This window comes from Neobacillus sp. Soil_C_43 (assembly GCF_057656715.1).
The window spans coordinates 1-14,085 of record NZ_JBDGJV010000007.1; the positions used below are offsets into that span (position 1 = coordinate 1).

12 protein-coding genes and 1 rRNA gene are annotated in these 14,085 nt (G+C 38.1%); 5 read left to right on the forward strand and 8 right to left on the reverse strand.

Annotated features, from left to right (window positions below):
• From AC3A54_RS11130 to dnaA, 8 genes are all read right to left on the reverse strand, one after another.
• A 16S ribosomal RNA gene (locus AC3A54_RS11130) occupies window positions 1-256 on the reverse strand; the annotation flags it as partial.
• 297 nt (window positions 257-553) lie between these two features.
• A complete protein-coding gene (gene gyrA / locus AC3A54_RS11135; protein WP_487654527.1) occupies window positions 554-3,076 on the reverse strand; it encodes a DNA gyrase subunit A in 2,523 nt (840 codons plus the stop codon).
• A 90-nt stretch (window positions 3,077-3,166) separates the two neighbouring features.
• Window positions 3,167-5,095, reverse strand: a complete 1,929-nt coding sequence (gene gyrB, locus AC3A54_RS11140; protein WP_420489872.1) for a DNA topoisomerase (ATP-hydrolyzing) subunit B — start codon at window positions 5,093-5,095, stop codon at window positions 3,167-3,169.
• A gap of 74 nt (window positions 5,096-5,169) precedes the next feature.
• Window positions 5,170-5,418, reverse strand: a complete 249-nt coding sequence (gene remB, locus AC3A54_RS11145; protein WP_308081659.1) for an extracellular matrix regulator RemB — start codon at window positions 5,416-5,418, stop codon at window positions 5,170-5,172.
• Window positions 5,419-5,426: 8 nt separating this feature from the next.
• Window positions 5,427-6,545 (reverse strand): DNA replication/repair protein RecF, encoded by a 1,119-nt coding sequence (gene recF / locus AC3A54_RS11150; RefSeq protein ID WP_335547604.1) that lies wholly within the window; start codon window positions 6,543-6,545, stop codon window positions 5,427-5,429.
• Between the two features lie 17 nt (window positions 6,546-6,562).
• Window positions 6,563-6,778 (reverse strand): S4 domain-containing protein YaaA, encoded by a 216-nt coding sequence (yaaA, locus tag AC3A54_RS11155; RefSeq protein WP_308081661.1) that lies wholly within the window; start codon window positions 6,776-6,778, stop codon window positions 6,563-6,565.
• A 152-nt stretch (window positions 6,779-6,930) separates the two neighbouring features.
• Window positions 6,931-8,067: a DNA polymerase III subunit beta gene (dnaN, locus tag AC3A54_RS11160; RefSeq protein WP_335547606.1), complete on the reverse strand. Its 1,137-nt coding sequence runs from the start codon at window positions 8,065-8,067 to the stop codon at window positions 6,931-6,933.
• Between the two features lie 207 nt (window positions 8,068-8,274).
• Entirely contained in the window at window positions 8,275-9,621 is a 1,347-nt protein-coding gene (dnaA, locus tag AC3A54_RS11165) for a chromosomal replication initiator protein DnaA (RefSeq protein WP_335533068.1), read from the reverse strand.
• A 698-nt stretch (window positions 9,622-10,319) separates the two neighbouring features.
• On the opposite strand from dnaA, the gene rpmH reads away from it, so the two are divergent.
• The 5 genes from rpmH to mnmE all read left to right on the forward strand — a co-directional run bounded on the left by rpmH (window position 10,320) and on the right by mnmE (window position 14,083).
• Entirely contained in the window at window positions 10,320-10,454 is a 135-nt protein-coding gene (gene rpmH, locus AC3A54_RS11170; protein WP_035446353.1) for a 50S ribosomal protein L34, read from the forward strand.
• A 194-nt stretch (window positions 10,455-10,648) separates the two neighbouring features.
• Window positions 10,649-10,990, forward strand: coding sequence for a ribonuclease P protein component (rnpA, locus tag AC3A54_RS11175; protein WP_335533069.1), 342 nt, complete (start codon window positions 10,649-10,651; stop codon window positions 10,988-10,990).
• Window positions 10,991-11,049: 59 nt separating this feature from the next.
• Entirely contained in the window at window positions 11,050-11,823 is a 774-nt protein-coding gene (gene spoIIIJ / locus AC3A54_RS11180; RefSeq protein WP_308081666.1) for a YidC family membrane integrase SpoIIIJ, read from the forward strand.
• On the forward strand, window positions 11,820-12,443 hold the full coding sequence (jag, locus tag AC3A54_RS11185; protein WP_308081667.1) for an RNA-binding cell elongation regulator Jag/EloR: 624 nt from the start codon (window positions 11,820-11,822) through the stop codon (window positions 12,441-12,443). Before spoIIIJ ends, jag begins: the two co-directional genes overlap by 4 nt.
• A gap of 254 nt (window positions 12,444-12,697) precedes the next feature.
• Entirely contained in the window at window positions 12,698-14,083 is a 1,386-nt protein-coding gene (mnmE, locus tag AC3A54_RS11190) for a tRNA uridine-5-carboxymethylaminomethyl(34) synthesis GTPase MnmE (protein WP_487654528.1), read from the forward strand.
• Window positions 14,084-14,085 lie beyond the last annotated feature (2 nt).

The following is a 14,085-nucleotide window of genomic DNA, read 5'->3' on the forward strand; positions in this document are numbered from 1 at the left end:
TACCTCACCAACTAGCTAATGCGCCGCGGGCCCATCTGTAAGTGACAGCCGAAACCGTCTTTCAGCTTTTCCTCATGAGAGGAAAAGGATTATCCGGTATTAGCTCCGGTTTCCCGAAGTTATCCCAGTCTTACAGGCAGGTTGCCCACGTGTTACTCACCCGTCCGCCGCTAACCACCGAAGTGGTTCGCTCGACTTGCATGTATTAGGCACGCCGCCAGCGTTCGTCCTGAGCCAGGATCAAACTCTCCAAGAAAGTTGATTAGCTCATTTTGTTACGTTGGCTTAGTTTCATAAGAAACTAATAATTTTTGTTTGTTGACGTTTTTGTTTGTTTAGTTTTCAAAGAACAAATTTCTTTAATCGCTCGTAAGCGACTCAATAAATATATCATGTACAATATCTAAAGTCAACGTTTTTTTCTTTTTTACTATTTGTAAATTAGAAACGCCCTGCCGACTTAAAGTATTATACCAGCTGGACCATCTTGTATCAATACATAATTAATAAAAAAAAGGCCGACTCATTGATTTTTGAGTCAGCCCATTTTCTATTATTCTTCACTCTCAGAAGGATTCACATCTTGGTTTTCTTCGACCATGTTACCTTCAACGTCATTACTGTCATCCTCTTGAGATTCTTCCTCTTTTTCAACCTTCGCTACTGTTGCAACGAATTCGTTATCGCTTTCTTTCATACTAATAAGTTTGACACCTTGCGTGCTTCGACCCATTTTAGAAATACTAGCTACATCCATTCGAATGAGTACACCACCGGTTGTGATAAGCATAAGGTCTTCTTCACCTGTCACTGCTCTCATGGAGACAAGTGGACCATTTTTCTCAGTCACCTGGCAGGTTTTTATCCCTTTACCGCCTCTTCCCTGGATACGATATTCCGATGCAGGTGTACGTTTACCATAACCCTTCTTGGTTACAATAAGAACATCATTGCTCTCTTCTAAAACTTCCATTCCGACAACTTCATCATCAGAATCTAGAGTAATCCCTTTTACTCCTGTTGCGGTACGTCCCATAGACCTAACATCCGTTTCAGGGAAGTGAATTAACATACCCTTTTTCGTTCCGATGATCATATGCTTGGTGCCATCAGTTAGCCGAACAGATATTAGCTCATCGCCTTCACGTAAACTCAAAGCAATGAGTCCGTTATTACGGATATTAGCAAATGATGTTAACGGGGAACGTTTAGATACCCCTTCTTTTGTGGTAAAGAAAAGGAACCAATCATCGACAAATTCCTCGATAGGAATAATCGCATTTACCCATTCACCTTTTTCGATTCCAAGCAAGTTAATGATTGGAATTCCTTTAGCTGTACGGCTATATTCAGGTATTTCGTACCCTTTTGATCGATATACCTTACCTTTGTTGGTAAAGAAAAGAATTGTATCATGTGTTGATGTGGTGATTAAATGTTCAACGAAATCATCTTCATTTGTTCCCATGCCTTGTATACCACGACCACCACGTCGTTGGGCACGATATGTAGATACAGGTAGACGTTTGATATAACCATTATGAGTTAATGAAATGACAATATTTTCACGAGGAATTAAGTCTTCATCCTCAATATTCTCAAGTCCGCCTGTTACAATCTCTGTACGGCGCTTATCATTGAAGCGCTCTTTAATTTCAGTTAATTCCTCACGGATAATGTCAAGAACCTTTTCTTCATCCGCTAAAATTGCTTTTAATTCTGCAATTAGCTTCACTAAGTTTTGGTACTCTTCTTCAATCTTTTCTCTTTCTAATCCCGTTAAACGTTGTAGACGCATATCAAGGATCGCTTGTGCCTGCTTTTCAGAAAGATTAAAGGTTGTCATTAAACCTTCACGTGCAATATCCGTTGTTTGTGAACTTCGAATTAAATTTATAACAGCATCAAGATTGTCTAAAGCAATTCTTAAGCCATCTAAAATATGGGCACGTGCTTCTGCTTTTCGCAATTCAAATTCAATTCTTCTGCGAATGACTACTCTTTGATGATCTAGGTAGTGAACCAAACATTGCTTTAGGCTCAGTACCTTGGGCTGTCCACCAACAAGTGCTAGCGTGTTAATTCCAAAGCTGGTTTGAAGTGCCGTTTGTTTATATAAATTATTTAAAAGGACATTTGCATTCGCATCTTTCCGAACTTCAATGACGATTCGCATTCCTCTACGGTCAGATTCATCTCGGAGATCGGTGATGCCTTCAATTTTTTTATCACGAGCTAATTCGGCAATTTTCTCAATTAACTTCGCCTTATTTACTTGATATGGAAGCTCATTTACAATGATAACTTCCTTACCGTTAGACTTTTGTTCAATTTCTACTTTTGCTCGGATTGTTATGGAGCCTCTGCCAGTCTCGTAAGCCTTACGAATACCGCTTCTGCCAAGAATCATTCCGCCTGTTGGGAAATCAGGACCAGGGATAATTTCCATTAACTCCTGAGTAGTTATTTCTGGATCATGACTGATTGCTAACACTCCATCGATAACTTCCCCAAGCTGATGTGGTGGTATATTTGTAGCCATACCTACCGCAATACCAGTCGTTCCATTAACTAATAGGTTTGGAAACCTAGCTGGTAAAACAACCGGTTCTCTTTCCTCACCATCATAGTTATCTTGATAATCAATAGTATCTTTGTTTATATCTCTTAATAATTCCATTGATATCTTAGACATTCTTGATTCTGTGTAACGCATAGCTGCTGCAGCGTCACCATCCACAGAACCAAAGTTACCATGCCCATCAACGAGCATATAACGATAGTTGAAATCCTGTGCCATACGTACCATCGTTTCATAAACAGCAGAATCACCATGTGGGTGATACTTACCGATTACATCCCCAACGATACGGGCAGATTTTTTATATGGTTTGTCAGAATGCATTCCTAAATCATGCATAGCATAAAGAATACGGCGATGAACCGGTTTTAACCCATCACGGACATCCGGAAGGGCACGAGAAACAATAACACTCATCGCATAGTCAAGAAAGGAAGATTTCATCTCCTGACTTATATTAATCTCTTTTATTTGAGAATTTGGTGTTTCAGCCATAATTTGTACCTCCTATTGGATCACACTAAGGGCTAGGTAAAAGAAAAAGGAGGATAGTGGTCATCCCTCTACCCCTTAATCTATATCTAGTTAAATATCTAGATTCTTTACATATTGTGCATTTGCTTCAATGAAGTTACGGCGAGGTTCTACCTTATCGCCCATTAACATTTCAAATGTCTCGTCTGCTTCTATCGCATCTTCAAGGCTCACTTGAAGCATGGTTCTAGTAGATGGATCCATCGTTGTTTCCCATAATTGTTCTGGATTCATCTCTCCCAAACCTTTATAACGTTGAATATTTGGCTTCGGTGTTGCTGGTAATTCCGCAAAAATCTTATCAAGTTCTTTATCATTATAGGCGTACTCTATGCGCTTCCCTTGCTGAACCTTATAAAGAGGTGGCTGTGCAATATATATATAACCTGCTTCTAAGATTTTTCTCATATAACGATAAAAGAAGGTTAAGATAAGTGTCCGAATATGCGCACCATCTACGTCGGCATCTGTCATAATTACAACTTTATGATAACGGGCTTTTGAAATATCGAAATCTTCGCCAATTCCGGTTCCAATAGCAGTAATCATTGCTCTTACTTCGTTGTTAGACAGAATCTTGTCAAGACGCGCTTTTTCAACATTAAGAATTTTACCTCTTAGGGGTAGAATTGCTTGGAAGTGTCGGTCCCGTCCTTGCTTCGCTGAACCTCCCGCAGAATCACCCTCAACGATGTATATTTCACTCTCTGAGGGATCTTTTGAAGAGCAGTCCGCAAGTTTACCTGGTAAGCTCGATACTTCTAGAGCACTTTTCCGGCGCGTTAATTCCCTAGCTTTCTTAGCTGCAAGTCTGGCCCGTGCCGCCATCAAACCTTTTTCAACGATTTTTTTCGCTACCGTTGGATTTTCTAAGAGAAATTTTTCAAAGTGGCCGGCAAAGACCGTATCTGTGATAGCCCTAACCTCTGAATTACCGAGTTTTGTCTTTGTTTGTCCCTCAAATTGTGGATCAGGATGTTTGATGGAAACAATCGCTGTTAACCCCTCACGGACATCTTCCCCTGATAGGTTCGTATCATTCTCTTTGATTAGGCCATTTTTCCTTGCATAATCATTGATAACTCTTGTTAAGGCTGTTTTAAATCCGGATTCATGTGTTCCACCTTCATAGGTGTGAATATTATTGGCAAAAGAATAAATGCTATCAGTGTAGCCCTCGTTGTACTGAAGGGCAACTTCTACACTAATACCATCGCGTTCCCCGCCAATATATATCGGTTCTTCATGAATGACTTCCTTCGTGCGGTTTAAATGTTCAACATACGATTTAATTCCGCCTTCGTAGTAGTATTCATTCTGTTTATTTTCAACACGCTTATCTTCAATAGTGATTTTAATTCCTTTGTTTAAGAAGGCTAATTCACGAAGACGAGTAGCGAGAATGTCATACTCATATACTAATGTTTCAGTAAAAATCTCTCCATCGGGTTTAAAGTGTGTAATTGTACCCGTTTGATCAGTTGTACCAATAACCTCTAATTCTTGAACAACTGCGCCTCGCTCAAATTTAATCGAGTGAATTTTCCCATCACGATGGACATATACCTCAAGTTCAGTAGAGAGGGCATTAACAACTGAAGCACCAACACCATGAAGGCCCCCGGAAACTTTATAACCCCCACCGCCAAATTTACCGCCGGCATGGAGTACCGTCATAATAACTTCAACTGCGGGTCTGCCCATCTTTTCTTGAATACCAACCGGAATTCCACGGCCATTATCCTTGACAGTAATACTGTTATCTTCTTCAATTAAGACATTAATCTCATCACAGTAACCAGCGAGTGCCTCATCAATACTGTTATCAACAATTTCCCATACTAGATGATGAAGACCCTTTCCACTAGTTGATCCAATATACATACCAGGTCTTTTTCTAACCGCTTCAAGGCCTTCAAGGACTTGAATTTGATCCGCACCGTATGCTTGTTCCTGAACCGCATTTTGTTCGATAGTCATACTAGTTCACCTGCACCTTCTGACAAAAATATATCTATATTTTCGTTGTTTAAAACAATAAAAGAATGTTTATATTAAAATTCATGTATACTCATTTGGTTTGAACGTTTCTTTAAAGTTCCAGAGGCAATCGGGGATAGGTATACTTTTTCATGGGTAATAATGACTGATTTATAAGGGTTTTTAGATAAATTAATTACCTTTTCCTGATGGTGCTCTAGGAATTCCTCTACAAGTGACGATTGATGGGCACTCTCTTTATCTAAAATAGAAATAATATCCTTAGCCCTAATATTAAGATCTTCCCCGATATGAATATACATAGTTCACCTCAGTTTACTTTCCTTATAGCCCCAGCCTCAACAACAAAGGTTGAAGCTTCCTTTAATGTTTGGTGGTCAATCCCTTCCACACTTGTCGTTGTCACAAATGTTTGAACCTTGCCCTGGATGGTATTAAGTAAATGGGATTGCCTGTAATCATCTAATTCGGATAACACATCATCAAGCAGTAAAATAGGGTACTCACCAATTTCAGAATAGATTAGCTCAATTTCTGCAAGCTTTACCGAAAGAGCCGTTGTTCGCTGTTGTCCTTGTGAACCAAAGGTTTGAACATCTCTTCCGTTCACAAAAAATAATAAATCATCACGATGAGGCCCAAAAAGGGTAGTGCCTCGTTCAATTTCCCTCGTTCTGACCTTCGCGAATTTTTCTTCAAAGCATGCTATCATCTTCGACAAATCTTGTTCTTCTAATACCTCTACCGAAGGCTTATAGGTAATTTCCAGGTTCTCTAACCCCCTTGAAATCCCTTGATGGATTGGTTTTGCCCATTTTTCAAGTAAACGGAGGAATTCAAACCGCTTTGTGACAATTTTTACTGCCATTTGGATGAATTGTTCCGTTAAAATTTCAAGCATGGTTTGATCCGTTTGTTTCTTTATTTGCATCATTTTCAAATAATGATTGCGTTGTTGGAGTATTTTTTGATATTGGCTCATATCATGTAAATAAATTGGCGAAACCTGCCCAATCTCCATATCAATAAACCGTCTTCGCACCTGTGGACTGCCTTTAACAATATTAAGGTCTTCTGGTGCAAACATAACCACATTCAAATTGCCCACATATTGACTTAACCTTTGCTGTTCAATATGGTTGCACTTTGCCTTTTTTCCCTTTTTGGAAATAATTAGCTGCATAGGCAAAGAACTATGTTGTTTTTGAACCCGTCCCTCTATTTTAGCATATTCTTGGTCCCAGCGAATAAGTTCTTTGTCATTAGATGTCCGGTGTGATTTTGCCATGGCGAGGACATAGATGGATTCCATCACATTTGTTTTCCCTTGGGCGTTCTCACCTAGGATAACATTTACTTTATTTTCAAATTCCACGAATAGCTCTTCATAGTTTCGATAATTATTTAAGGCTAATTTTTCAATATACATGGCAACGCATCCTTTAGCTAGTCGGTAACCACAAACTCCCCAAAGCCAGCAATTTGGACTTTGTCACCTGCTCGAAGCTTTCTACCTCTTCTTTGATCTTGTTCACCATTTATAATTACTTCATGTTCGCTCAAAAACCATTTTGCCATTCCACCCGTTTGAATTACATCAGCTAATTTCAAAAATTGACCTAATGTAATAAATTCTGTGTCCAGCTTTACTTTTTCAGGCATGTTGTCACCCTCATTTCTAAAATGGTCTCAATACTTTATTTTACTAAAAAAATCATCAGGATACAAAGAAAACCAAAAAAAGAAATTATTTTACTTTTTATAAGTAAAGAAAGCCGCCATTTAATTGGCGGCCATCTGTAGTTTTTTATTAGTTAGTATGTTCTTACAGGTAGGATCAACTGCAAGATACTTTCGTCATGTAGTGGCCGGATTAAGAATGGGCGCATTGCTCCTGTGAAGCTTACTTTGATATCCGTTCCTTCCAGTGCTTTTAATGCATCCATCATATATTTCGCGCTAAAAGAGATTTTTAGATCTTCTCCCTCAATGGATGAGCTTTGAATTTCTTCTACAACTTTTCCTATTTCAGGAGTATTGGAGGAAACCTCAATGATTCCATCCTCAATCGTAGAGAACTTAACCACATTATTCCTTCCTTCACGTGCTAATAGGGAAGCACGGTCAATCGCTTGAAGGAATTCCTTCGTGTTAACCGTTACATCGGTCTTACTCTCATTTGGAATCAATCTAGACGTATCAGGATAATTTCCTTCTAACAATCTTGAAAAGAATAGTAAGTGCTTTGCTTTAAATAATATTTGATTTTCTGTAATAACAATATCTATTAGTTCATTGGAGTCATCAATAATTTTATTTAATTCATTTAAGCTCTTGCCTGGAATAACAACATTATAGCTATCGTTATTCTCCGTTTCGATTTTTGCTTTTCTTAATGCCAGACGATGACTATCTGTTGCAATACAGATCAGTTCCTCATTTTCGATCTTCCAGTTTACACCTGTCAAGATGGGGCGTGTTTCTGAGGTGGACACTGCAAAATGAGTTTGTCTAATCATCGCTTTTAGAAGATCGGTAGCAATATGAAACTTATTATTTTCCTCAATTTGTGGAAGGTGAGGGTATTCCTCGGCATCTAAACCATTTAAGTTAAACTCTGATTTTCCAGATCGAATAACGGTTTGAAGTGAACCAAGTACTTCAATTTCAACTGAGTCTGTAGGCAGCTTTTTAACAATTTCGCTAAAAAACTTGGCTTGTAGAACAATCGATCCTACTTGTTTAATTTCAACAATTTCATCCCCAGCATCCTCTTTTGGAATGAACGATTCAATTGAAATATCAGAATCACTACCTGTTAATGTTACTCCTTCAGCAGTCGCAGTAATCTTAATCCCGGTCAAGATTGGTATGGTTGTCCTTGTTGTGACAGCCTTCATAACATCTTGAACACTTTGAACAAGGCGGTCTCGTTGGATTATAAACTTCATATCAAAATCCTCCGTTTAGGCATATTTTTTTAGCTGTAACATATAATATTATTTTTTAAAAAAAGAGTAGAAGTACTAGTAGGGCCTGTTAGTATGTGGATAACTGGTATTTTTCAATGGAAACACAGCCTATCCACATGTGGACAGACTGTGTACAACAGGTAAGAAGTTATTCACATTATTAAATGGAAAATGCAAAAAAAATAATTACACTTTCAATAAATCATGTAATTCCTTCATTTGTTTTTGCAATTGTGCATCTGTCTGAAGAAGCTTTGAGATTTTTTCATGTGCATGAATAACAGTTGTGTGATCGCGTCCACCAAACTCTTCTCCTATTTTAGGCAAGGAGTAGTCTGTTAATTCGCGGGACAAATACATGGCAATTTGCCTAGGAAATGCAACAGATTTGGTCCGTTTCTTCGCTTTAAAGTCCTCTAGTTTAATACTAAAGTGTTCCCCAACGACCCGTTGAATTTCAAGAATCGTAATTACTTTAGGTTTAGAGCTTGGAATGATATCCTTTAATGCCTCTGCAGCTAAATCTGCATTTATATCCTTGTTAATTAAGGATGAATAGGCAACTACTCGAATTAACGCTCCCTCTAATTCACGAATGTTTGAATCAATTTGGTTGGCAATATAGAGCATGACCTCATTGGGAATATCTAATCCTTCTGCTTTTGCTTTCTTACGAAGAATCGCAATCCTTGTTTCTAAATCAGGAGGAGTAATATCTGTGATTAAGCCCCATTCAAAACGGGAACGTAAACGATCCTCTAATGTCGGGATCTCTCTTGGTGGCCGGTCACTAGAGATAATAATTTGCTTACTTTCTTCATGCAATGCATTAAATGTATGGAAAAATTCTTCTTGGGTTGATTCTTTTCCAGCTAAAAACTGAATATCATCTATAAGTAAAATATCTACATTTCGATATTTATTGCGAAAATTCTCTGCTTTATTGTCACGAATCGAGTTAATGAATTCATTTGTAAATTTTTCTGATGATAAATAAACGACCTTCGCGGAAGGGTTATGATCTAAAACATAATGGCCAATTGCGTGCATTAAATGGGTCTTTCCTAATCCTACGCCCCCATAAATAAATAGCGGATTATATGCTTTTGCTGGCGCCTCAGCTACCGCAAGTGATGCTGCATGGGCGAAACGGTTACCAGAACCGATAACGAATGTATCAAATGTATATTTTTGATTTAGAATACCTTGAGGAAAATCACCGTGATCATCCTCTTTTTTCACCTTTTTTGGCGGTAATTGCACATCTGTCTCTGCTTCATTCTGGTTTTGCGGAATAATAAACTTTACTGATAGCTCTTCTCCGGTAATTTCATAGAGAATACCAGAGATTAACTGAGAATAACGCTCTTCCAGCCAATCACGCGCAAATTCATTGGGTGCTGTTATGATAAGCAAATTGCCTTGAAGGGAATGGGCCTTTGTTGACTTAAGCCAGGTGTCAAAGCTAGGCTTGCTTATCTTTTTCTCAATATTGGCTAGGGCAGCATTCCAAAGATCCGCAATATTTTCCAACTAGTATCCCTCCTTAATCGTCTTTTTTTTCTTATTGTCCAGCTCCAGCGGCTCATCTTTCGTAAACGACCGCTTGTACTTTTGTAATCTACTTGACTAAAGTTCCGTTAAAAAACACAGGTTATACAAGTTGTACAACCTATTAATTTATAAATATACGAAACACTGGTTGTGGAAAACATATAATAAGGAATAAATGTGGAGTTTCGACAATATCCACCCCTTGTGGACAAGTTTTTACATAGTGCTTGGATAAACTATCCACATGTTATCCACAAATTGTGGATAATTAATTTTGGGGATAAAGTTATTCAGAGTGAAAACACAAATATAATATCAAATAATTGCATGTGGCGCAATGCCTTTTCGTAGTTTATCCACAACCAGAACAATGTGTGCACAAAATTTGTCCACAAGTAGATAATTTGTGCAAAACCTGTCAATATGTTGTGTGGATAATGAAAAAAATGTCGAAAAAATATCCACAACTATATTTAAGGGTTAGAACTATTCACTTTGTCTAGTGTGCACGACTTTTCTTAATTATAGTTTCTGGAAAATCGATAATTCATGTTCGAAAAAAATTGGAAATGGGAAACAATAGTTGGAGAGTGGTTGACAATTTTGTGTTGACCTCTTTATAATAAGTTAGACTGTCGTTTAAAATTGTCAGCTATTCCTCAGGGAGGTGTCATATAATGAAAAGAACATATCAACCAAATAGTCGTAAACATAGTAAAGTTCACGGTTTCCGTAGTCGTATGAGCTCAGCTAATGGACGTAAGGTTCTAGCTCGCCGTCGTCTAAAAGGAAGAAAAGTATTATCAGCATAGACCACTGAAGAGTCAGTGGTCTTTTTTTCTAATTAAAGGGGGGGAAGAGATCTTCCCCTTGATTAGAAAATTCGCCGATTTACAAAAAAGTCCTTTTCGGCTTAGAAAATAGAGCATATTTGAATACTACGAATGGTTATAGTAGAAATTGAACTATCTTACCTGAGCCAATCAGAGACTGAAGGTGTTTATTGATGAAAAAAGAATTTCGAGTAAAGAAAAATAAAGAGTTCCAAGCTGCCTTTCAAAAAGGGCATTCATTTGCCAATAGGCAATTTGTTGTCTATTCTCTACAAAAAGCAGATCAGGACTACTTCCGAATCGGTTTGTCTGTCAGTAAAAAGATTGGAAATGCTGTTACTAGAAATAGAATCAAACGGTATGTAAGACAAGCTATCTTTGAACTGAATGACCAGCTAGCAGCTGGAAAGGACTATGTCATTATTGCGAGGAAGCCTACTGCTGATATGGATTTTTTTGAAGTGAAAAAAAGCTTAACCCATGTCCTTAAGGTGGGAAAAGTGCTTAAAAAATGATAAAATACCCATAAAATATACATAAAAAAATTTATATATTGGCAAGGAGGAAAATTTGGTTGAAGAAACGAATATTACTTTTGTTCGGTATGAGTTTTGTCTTTGTATTTTTAACCGGATGTAGTGAAATCAAAAAGCCGATTACTTCTGAAAGTACTGGTTTTTGGAATGAATACATTGTCTATCCACTATCCTGGTTGATTAAAGAAGGAGCACACTTACTAGGAGGCAGCTATGGTCTCGCGCTAATCGTCGTAACCATTGTTATTCGACTAGCTATTCTGCCATTAATGATTAAACAGACGAAAAGCTCAAAAGCGATGCAGGCTCTCCAGCCAGAAATGAAGGCCCTTCGTGAGAAATATAGTTCGAAAGATCAAAAGACACAGCAAAAATTACAGCAAGAAACAATGGCGCTATTTTCAAAACACGGTGTCAATCCAATGGCCGGCTGTTTTCCATTAATTGTTCAAATGCCAATTTTGATTGGTTTTTATCATGCTATTTCAAGAACAAGAGAAATTGCTTCAGATAATTTCTTATGGTTTGATCTTGGAGAAAAGGATCCTTATTACATTTTGCCGATAATTGCTGGTATTACCACTTTTATTCAGCAAAAATTGATGATGGCTGGCCAAGAACACAATCCACAAATGGCAATGATGCTTTGGATGATGCCGATCATGATTGTTTTCTTTGCATTTAGTTTCCCGGCTGCTCTTTCATTGTATTGGGTTGTTGGTAACATTTTTATGATTGTTCAAACCTATTTTATTAAAGGACCGGATTTAAGGGCAAACGCCACCGGTAATGTGGGAGGAGCAAAAAAGTGAAACAGGTAACTGCTACAGGACAAACTGTCGAAGAAGCAGTAGAATCAGCTTTAGCTCAATTAAATACCACCAAAGACCGCACAGATGTTGACATTATTGACGTAGGTAAAAAAGGGATTTTCGGTATTTTTGGATCACGTCCAGCAATAGTGAAAGTAACGGTAATCATTGATCCAATCGAAGAAGCAATGAAATTTCTTTCTCAAGTGAGTGAACAAATGGGGGCACCTGCTAAAGTAGAAATTAAACGTGAGGGCAAACAAGTTACTTTTGTGATGACTGGAGAAAAGATTGCATTATTAATTGGAAAAAGAGGTCAAACTTTAAATTCATTGCAATATTTGACTCAGCTTGTGATTAATCGCTTTTCCAACCAGTATTTAAATGTAGTCCTCGATGCTGAAGATTACCGAAATAGAAGAAGTGAAACACTGATTCAATTATCCCATCGTCTAGCACAAAAGGCAGTGAAAACAGGAAAAGAAGTTTCCTTAGAACCCATGCCTTCCTATGAGCGTAAAGTCATTCATACCGCTTTGTCGGAAAACAAACGTGTAAAAACTTCTTCTGATGGATCTGAGCCACATCGTTTTGTGGTGATTACTCCAGTTAGAAGGTAATTGTCGTTCGAAAAGACATCCTATTACTAGGGTGTCTTTTTTTGTGGGATTTTTATAGTGTTATTAACTAACTTAACTTTGAGTTTTCGTTTTATTGTTATTCACATGTGGATAAGTTAAAATAATAAATAGACATTTTTCGGTTGTGGATAATTTGATTGCTTTGTTAACGAGGATTCATGTGGTATTCTAATAATTTGAGAAAAAATTTCCGATTATTATATAGATAAATTTTTTTATGTGAGGTGAAGATCATGGAGTTGGATACGATTGCGGCGATATCAACGCCAATGGGAGAGGGTGCTATTGCGATTGTCCGACTGAGCGGTGATGATGCCATTCAAATTGCAGATAAGCTTTTTAGAGGTGTTGGCGGGAAAAGACTTGTAGAGATGACATCCCATACCATTCACTATGGACATCTGTTTGACCCTAAAGATGGCCAAGTTGTAGAAGAGGTAATGGTCTCAGTGATGAAGGGACCGAAGACTTTTACGAAAGAGGATGTTGTTGAAATTAACTGTCATGGCGGAATTGTATCCGTCAATCGAGTACTGCAGCATGTGTTGAATCATGGGGCAAGGTTAGCCGAACCAGGTGAATTTACAAAGAGAGCCTTTTTGAATGGACGGATTGATTTATCACAGGCAGAAGCCGTAATGGATTTAATTAGGGCGAAGACGGATCGGGCCATGAATGTAGCTCTTGGTCAAATGGAAGGGCGCCTTTCAAACCTTATCCGGAGATTGCGACAGGAAATTTTAGAAATCCTTGCTCATGTTGAAGTGAATATTGATTACCCCGAATATGATGATGTGGAGGAAATGACCCATCATATGCTGCTAGAAAAAGCGGCCTTTGTACAGGAGGAAATTAAAAAGATTCTACAAACATCGCAGCAAGGGAAAATTTTACGAGAAGGTTTATCTACCGTTATCGTAGGACGGCCTAACGTTGGGAAGTCTTCCTTACTTAATAGCCTAGTACATGAAAATAAAGCCATTGTTACAGATATTCCCGGTACGACTCGTGATGTGATTGAGGAATATGTGAATGTTCGAGGTGTACCGTTAAGACTACTAGATACAGCAGGAATTAGGGAAACAGAGGATATTGTCGAACGAATTGGTGTGGAGCGTTCCCGTCAAGTTTTAAAAGAAGCTGATTTGATTTTGCTTGTCATGAATTACTCTGACAAACTGAGCGTAGAGGATGAAAACCTTTTTGAGGTTGTTAAGGGAATGGATGTCATTGTCATTATTAATAAAACAGACCTCCCACAAGAAATTGATATGGAAAGAGTAGCTCAGCTTGCGGAAGGTCATAAAATGGTGACGACCTCCTTACTTGAAGACCATGGTGTCGATGAATTGGAGGAAGCAATAGCTTCATTGTTCTTTGCAGGTTCTATTGAAGCAGGTGACATGACGTATGTTTCAAACAGCCGTCATATTGCACTATTAAACCAAAGTCTACGTGCGATTGAAGAAGCAATTGAAGGAGTAGAAACAGGTACTCCGATTGATATCGTTCAAATAGACTTAACAAGATCATGGGAATTACTTGGAGAGATTACTGGTGAAAGTGTCCATGAAAGCCTCATTGATCAATTATTTTCACAGTTCTGTTTAGGGAAATAGAT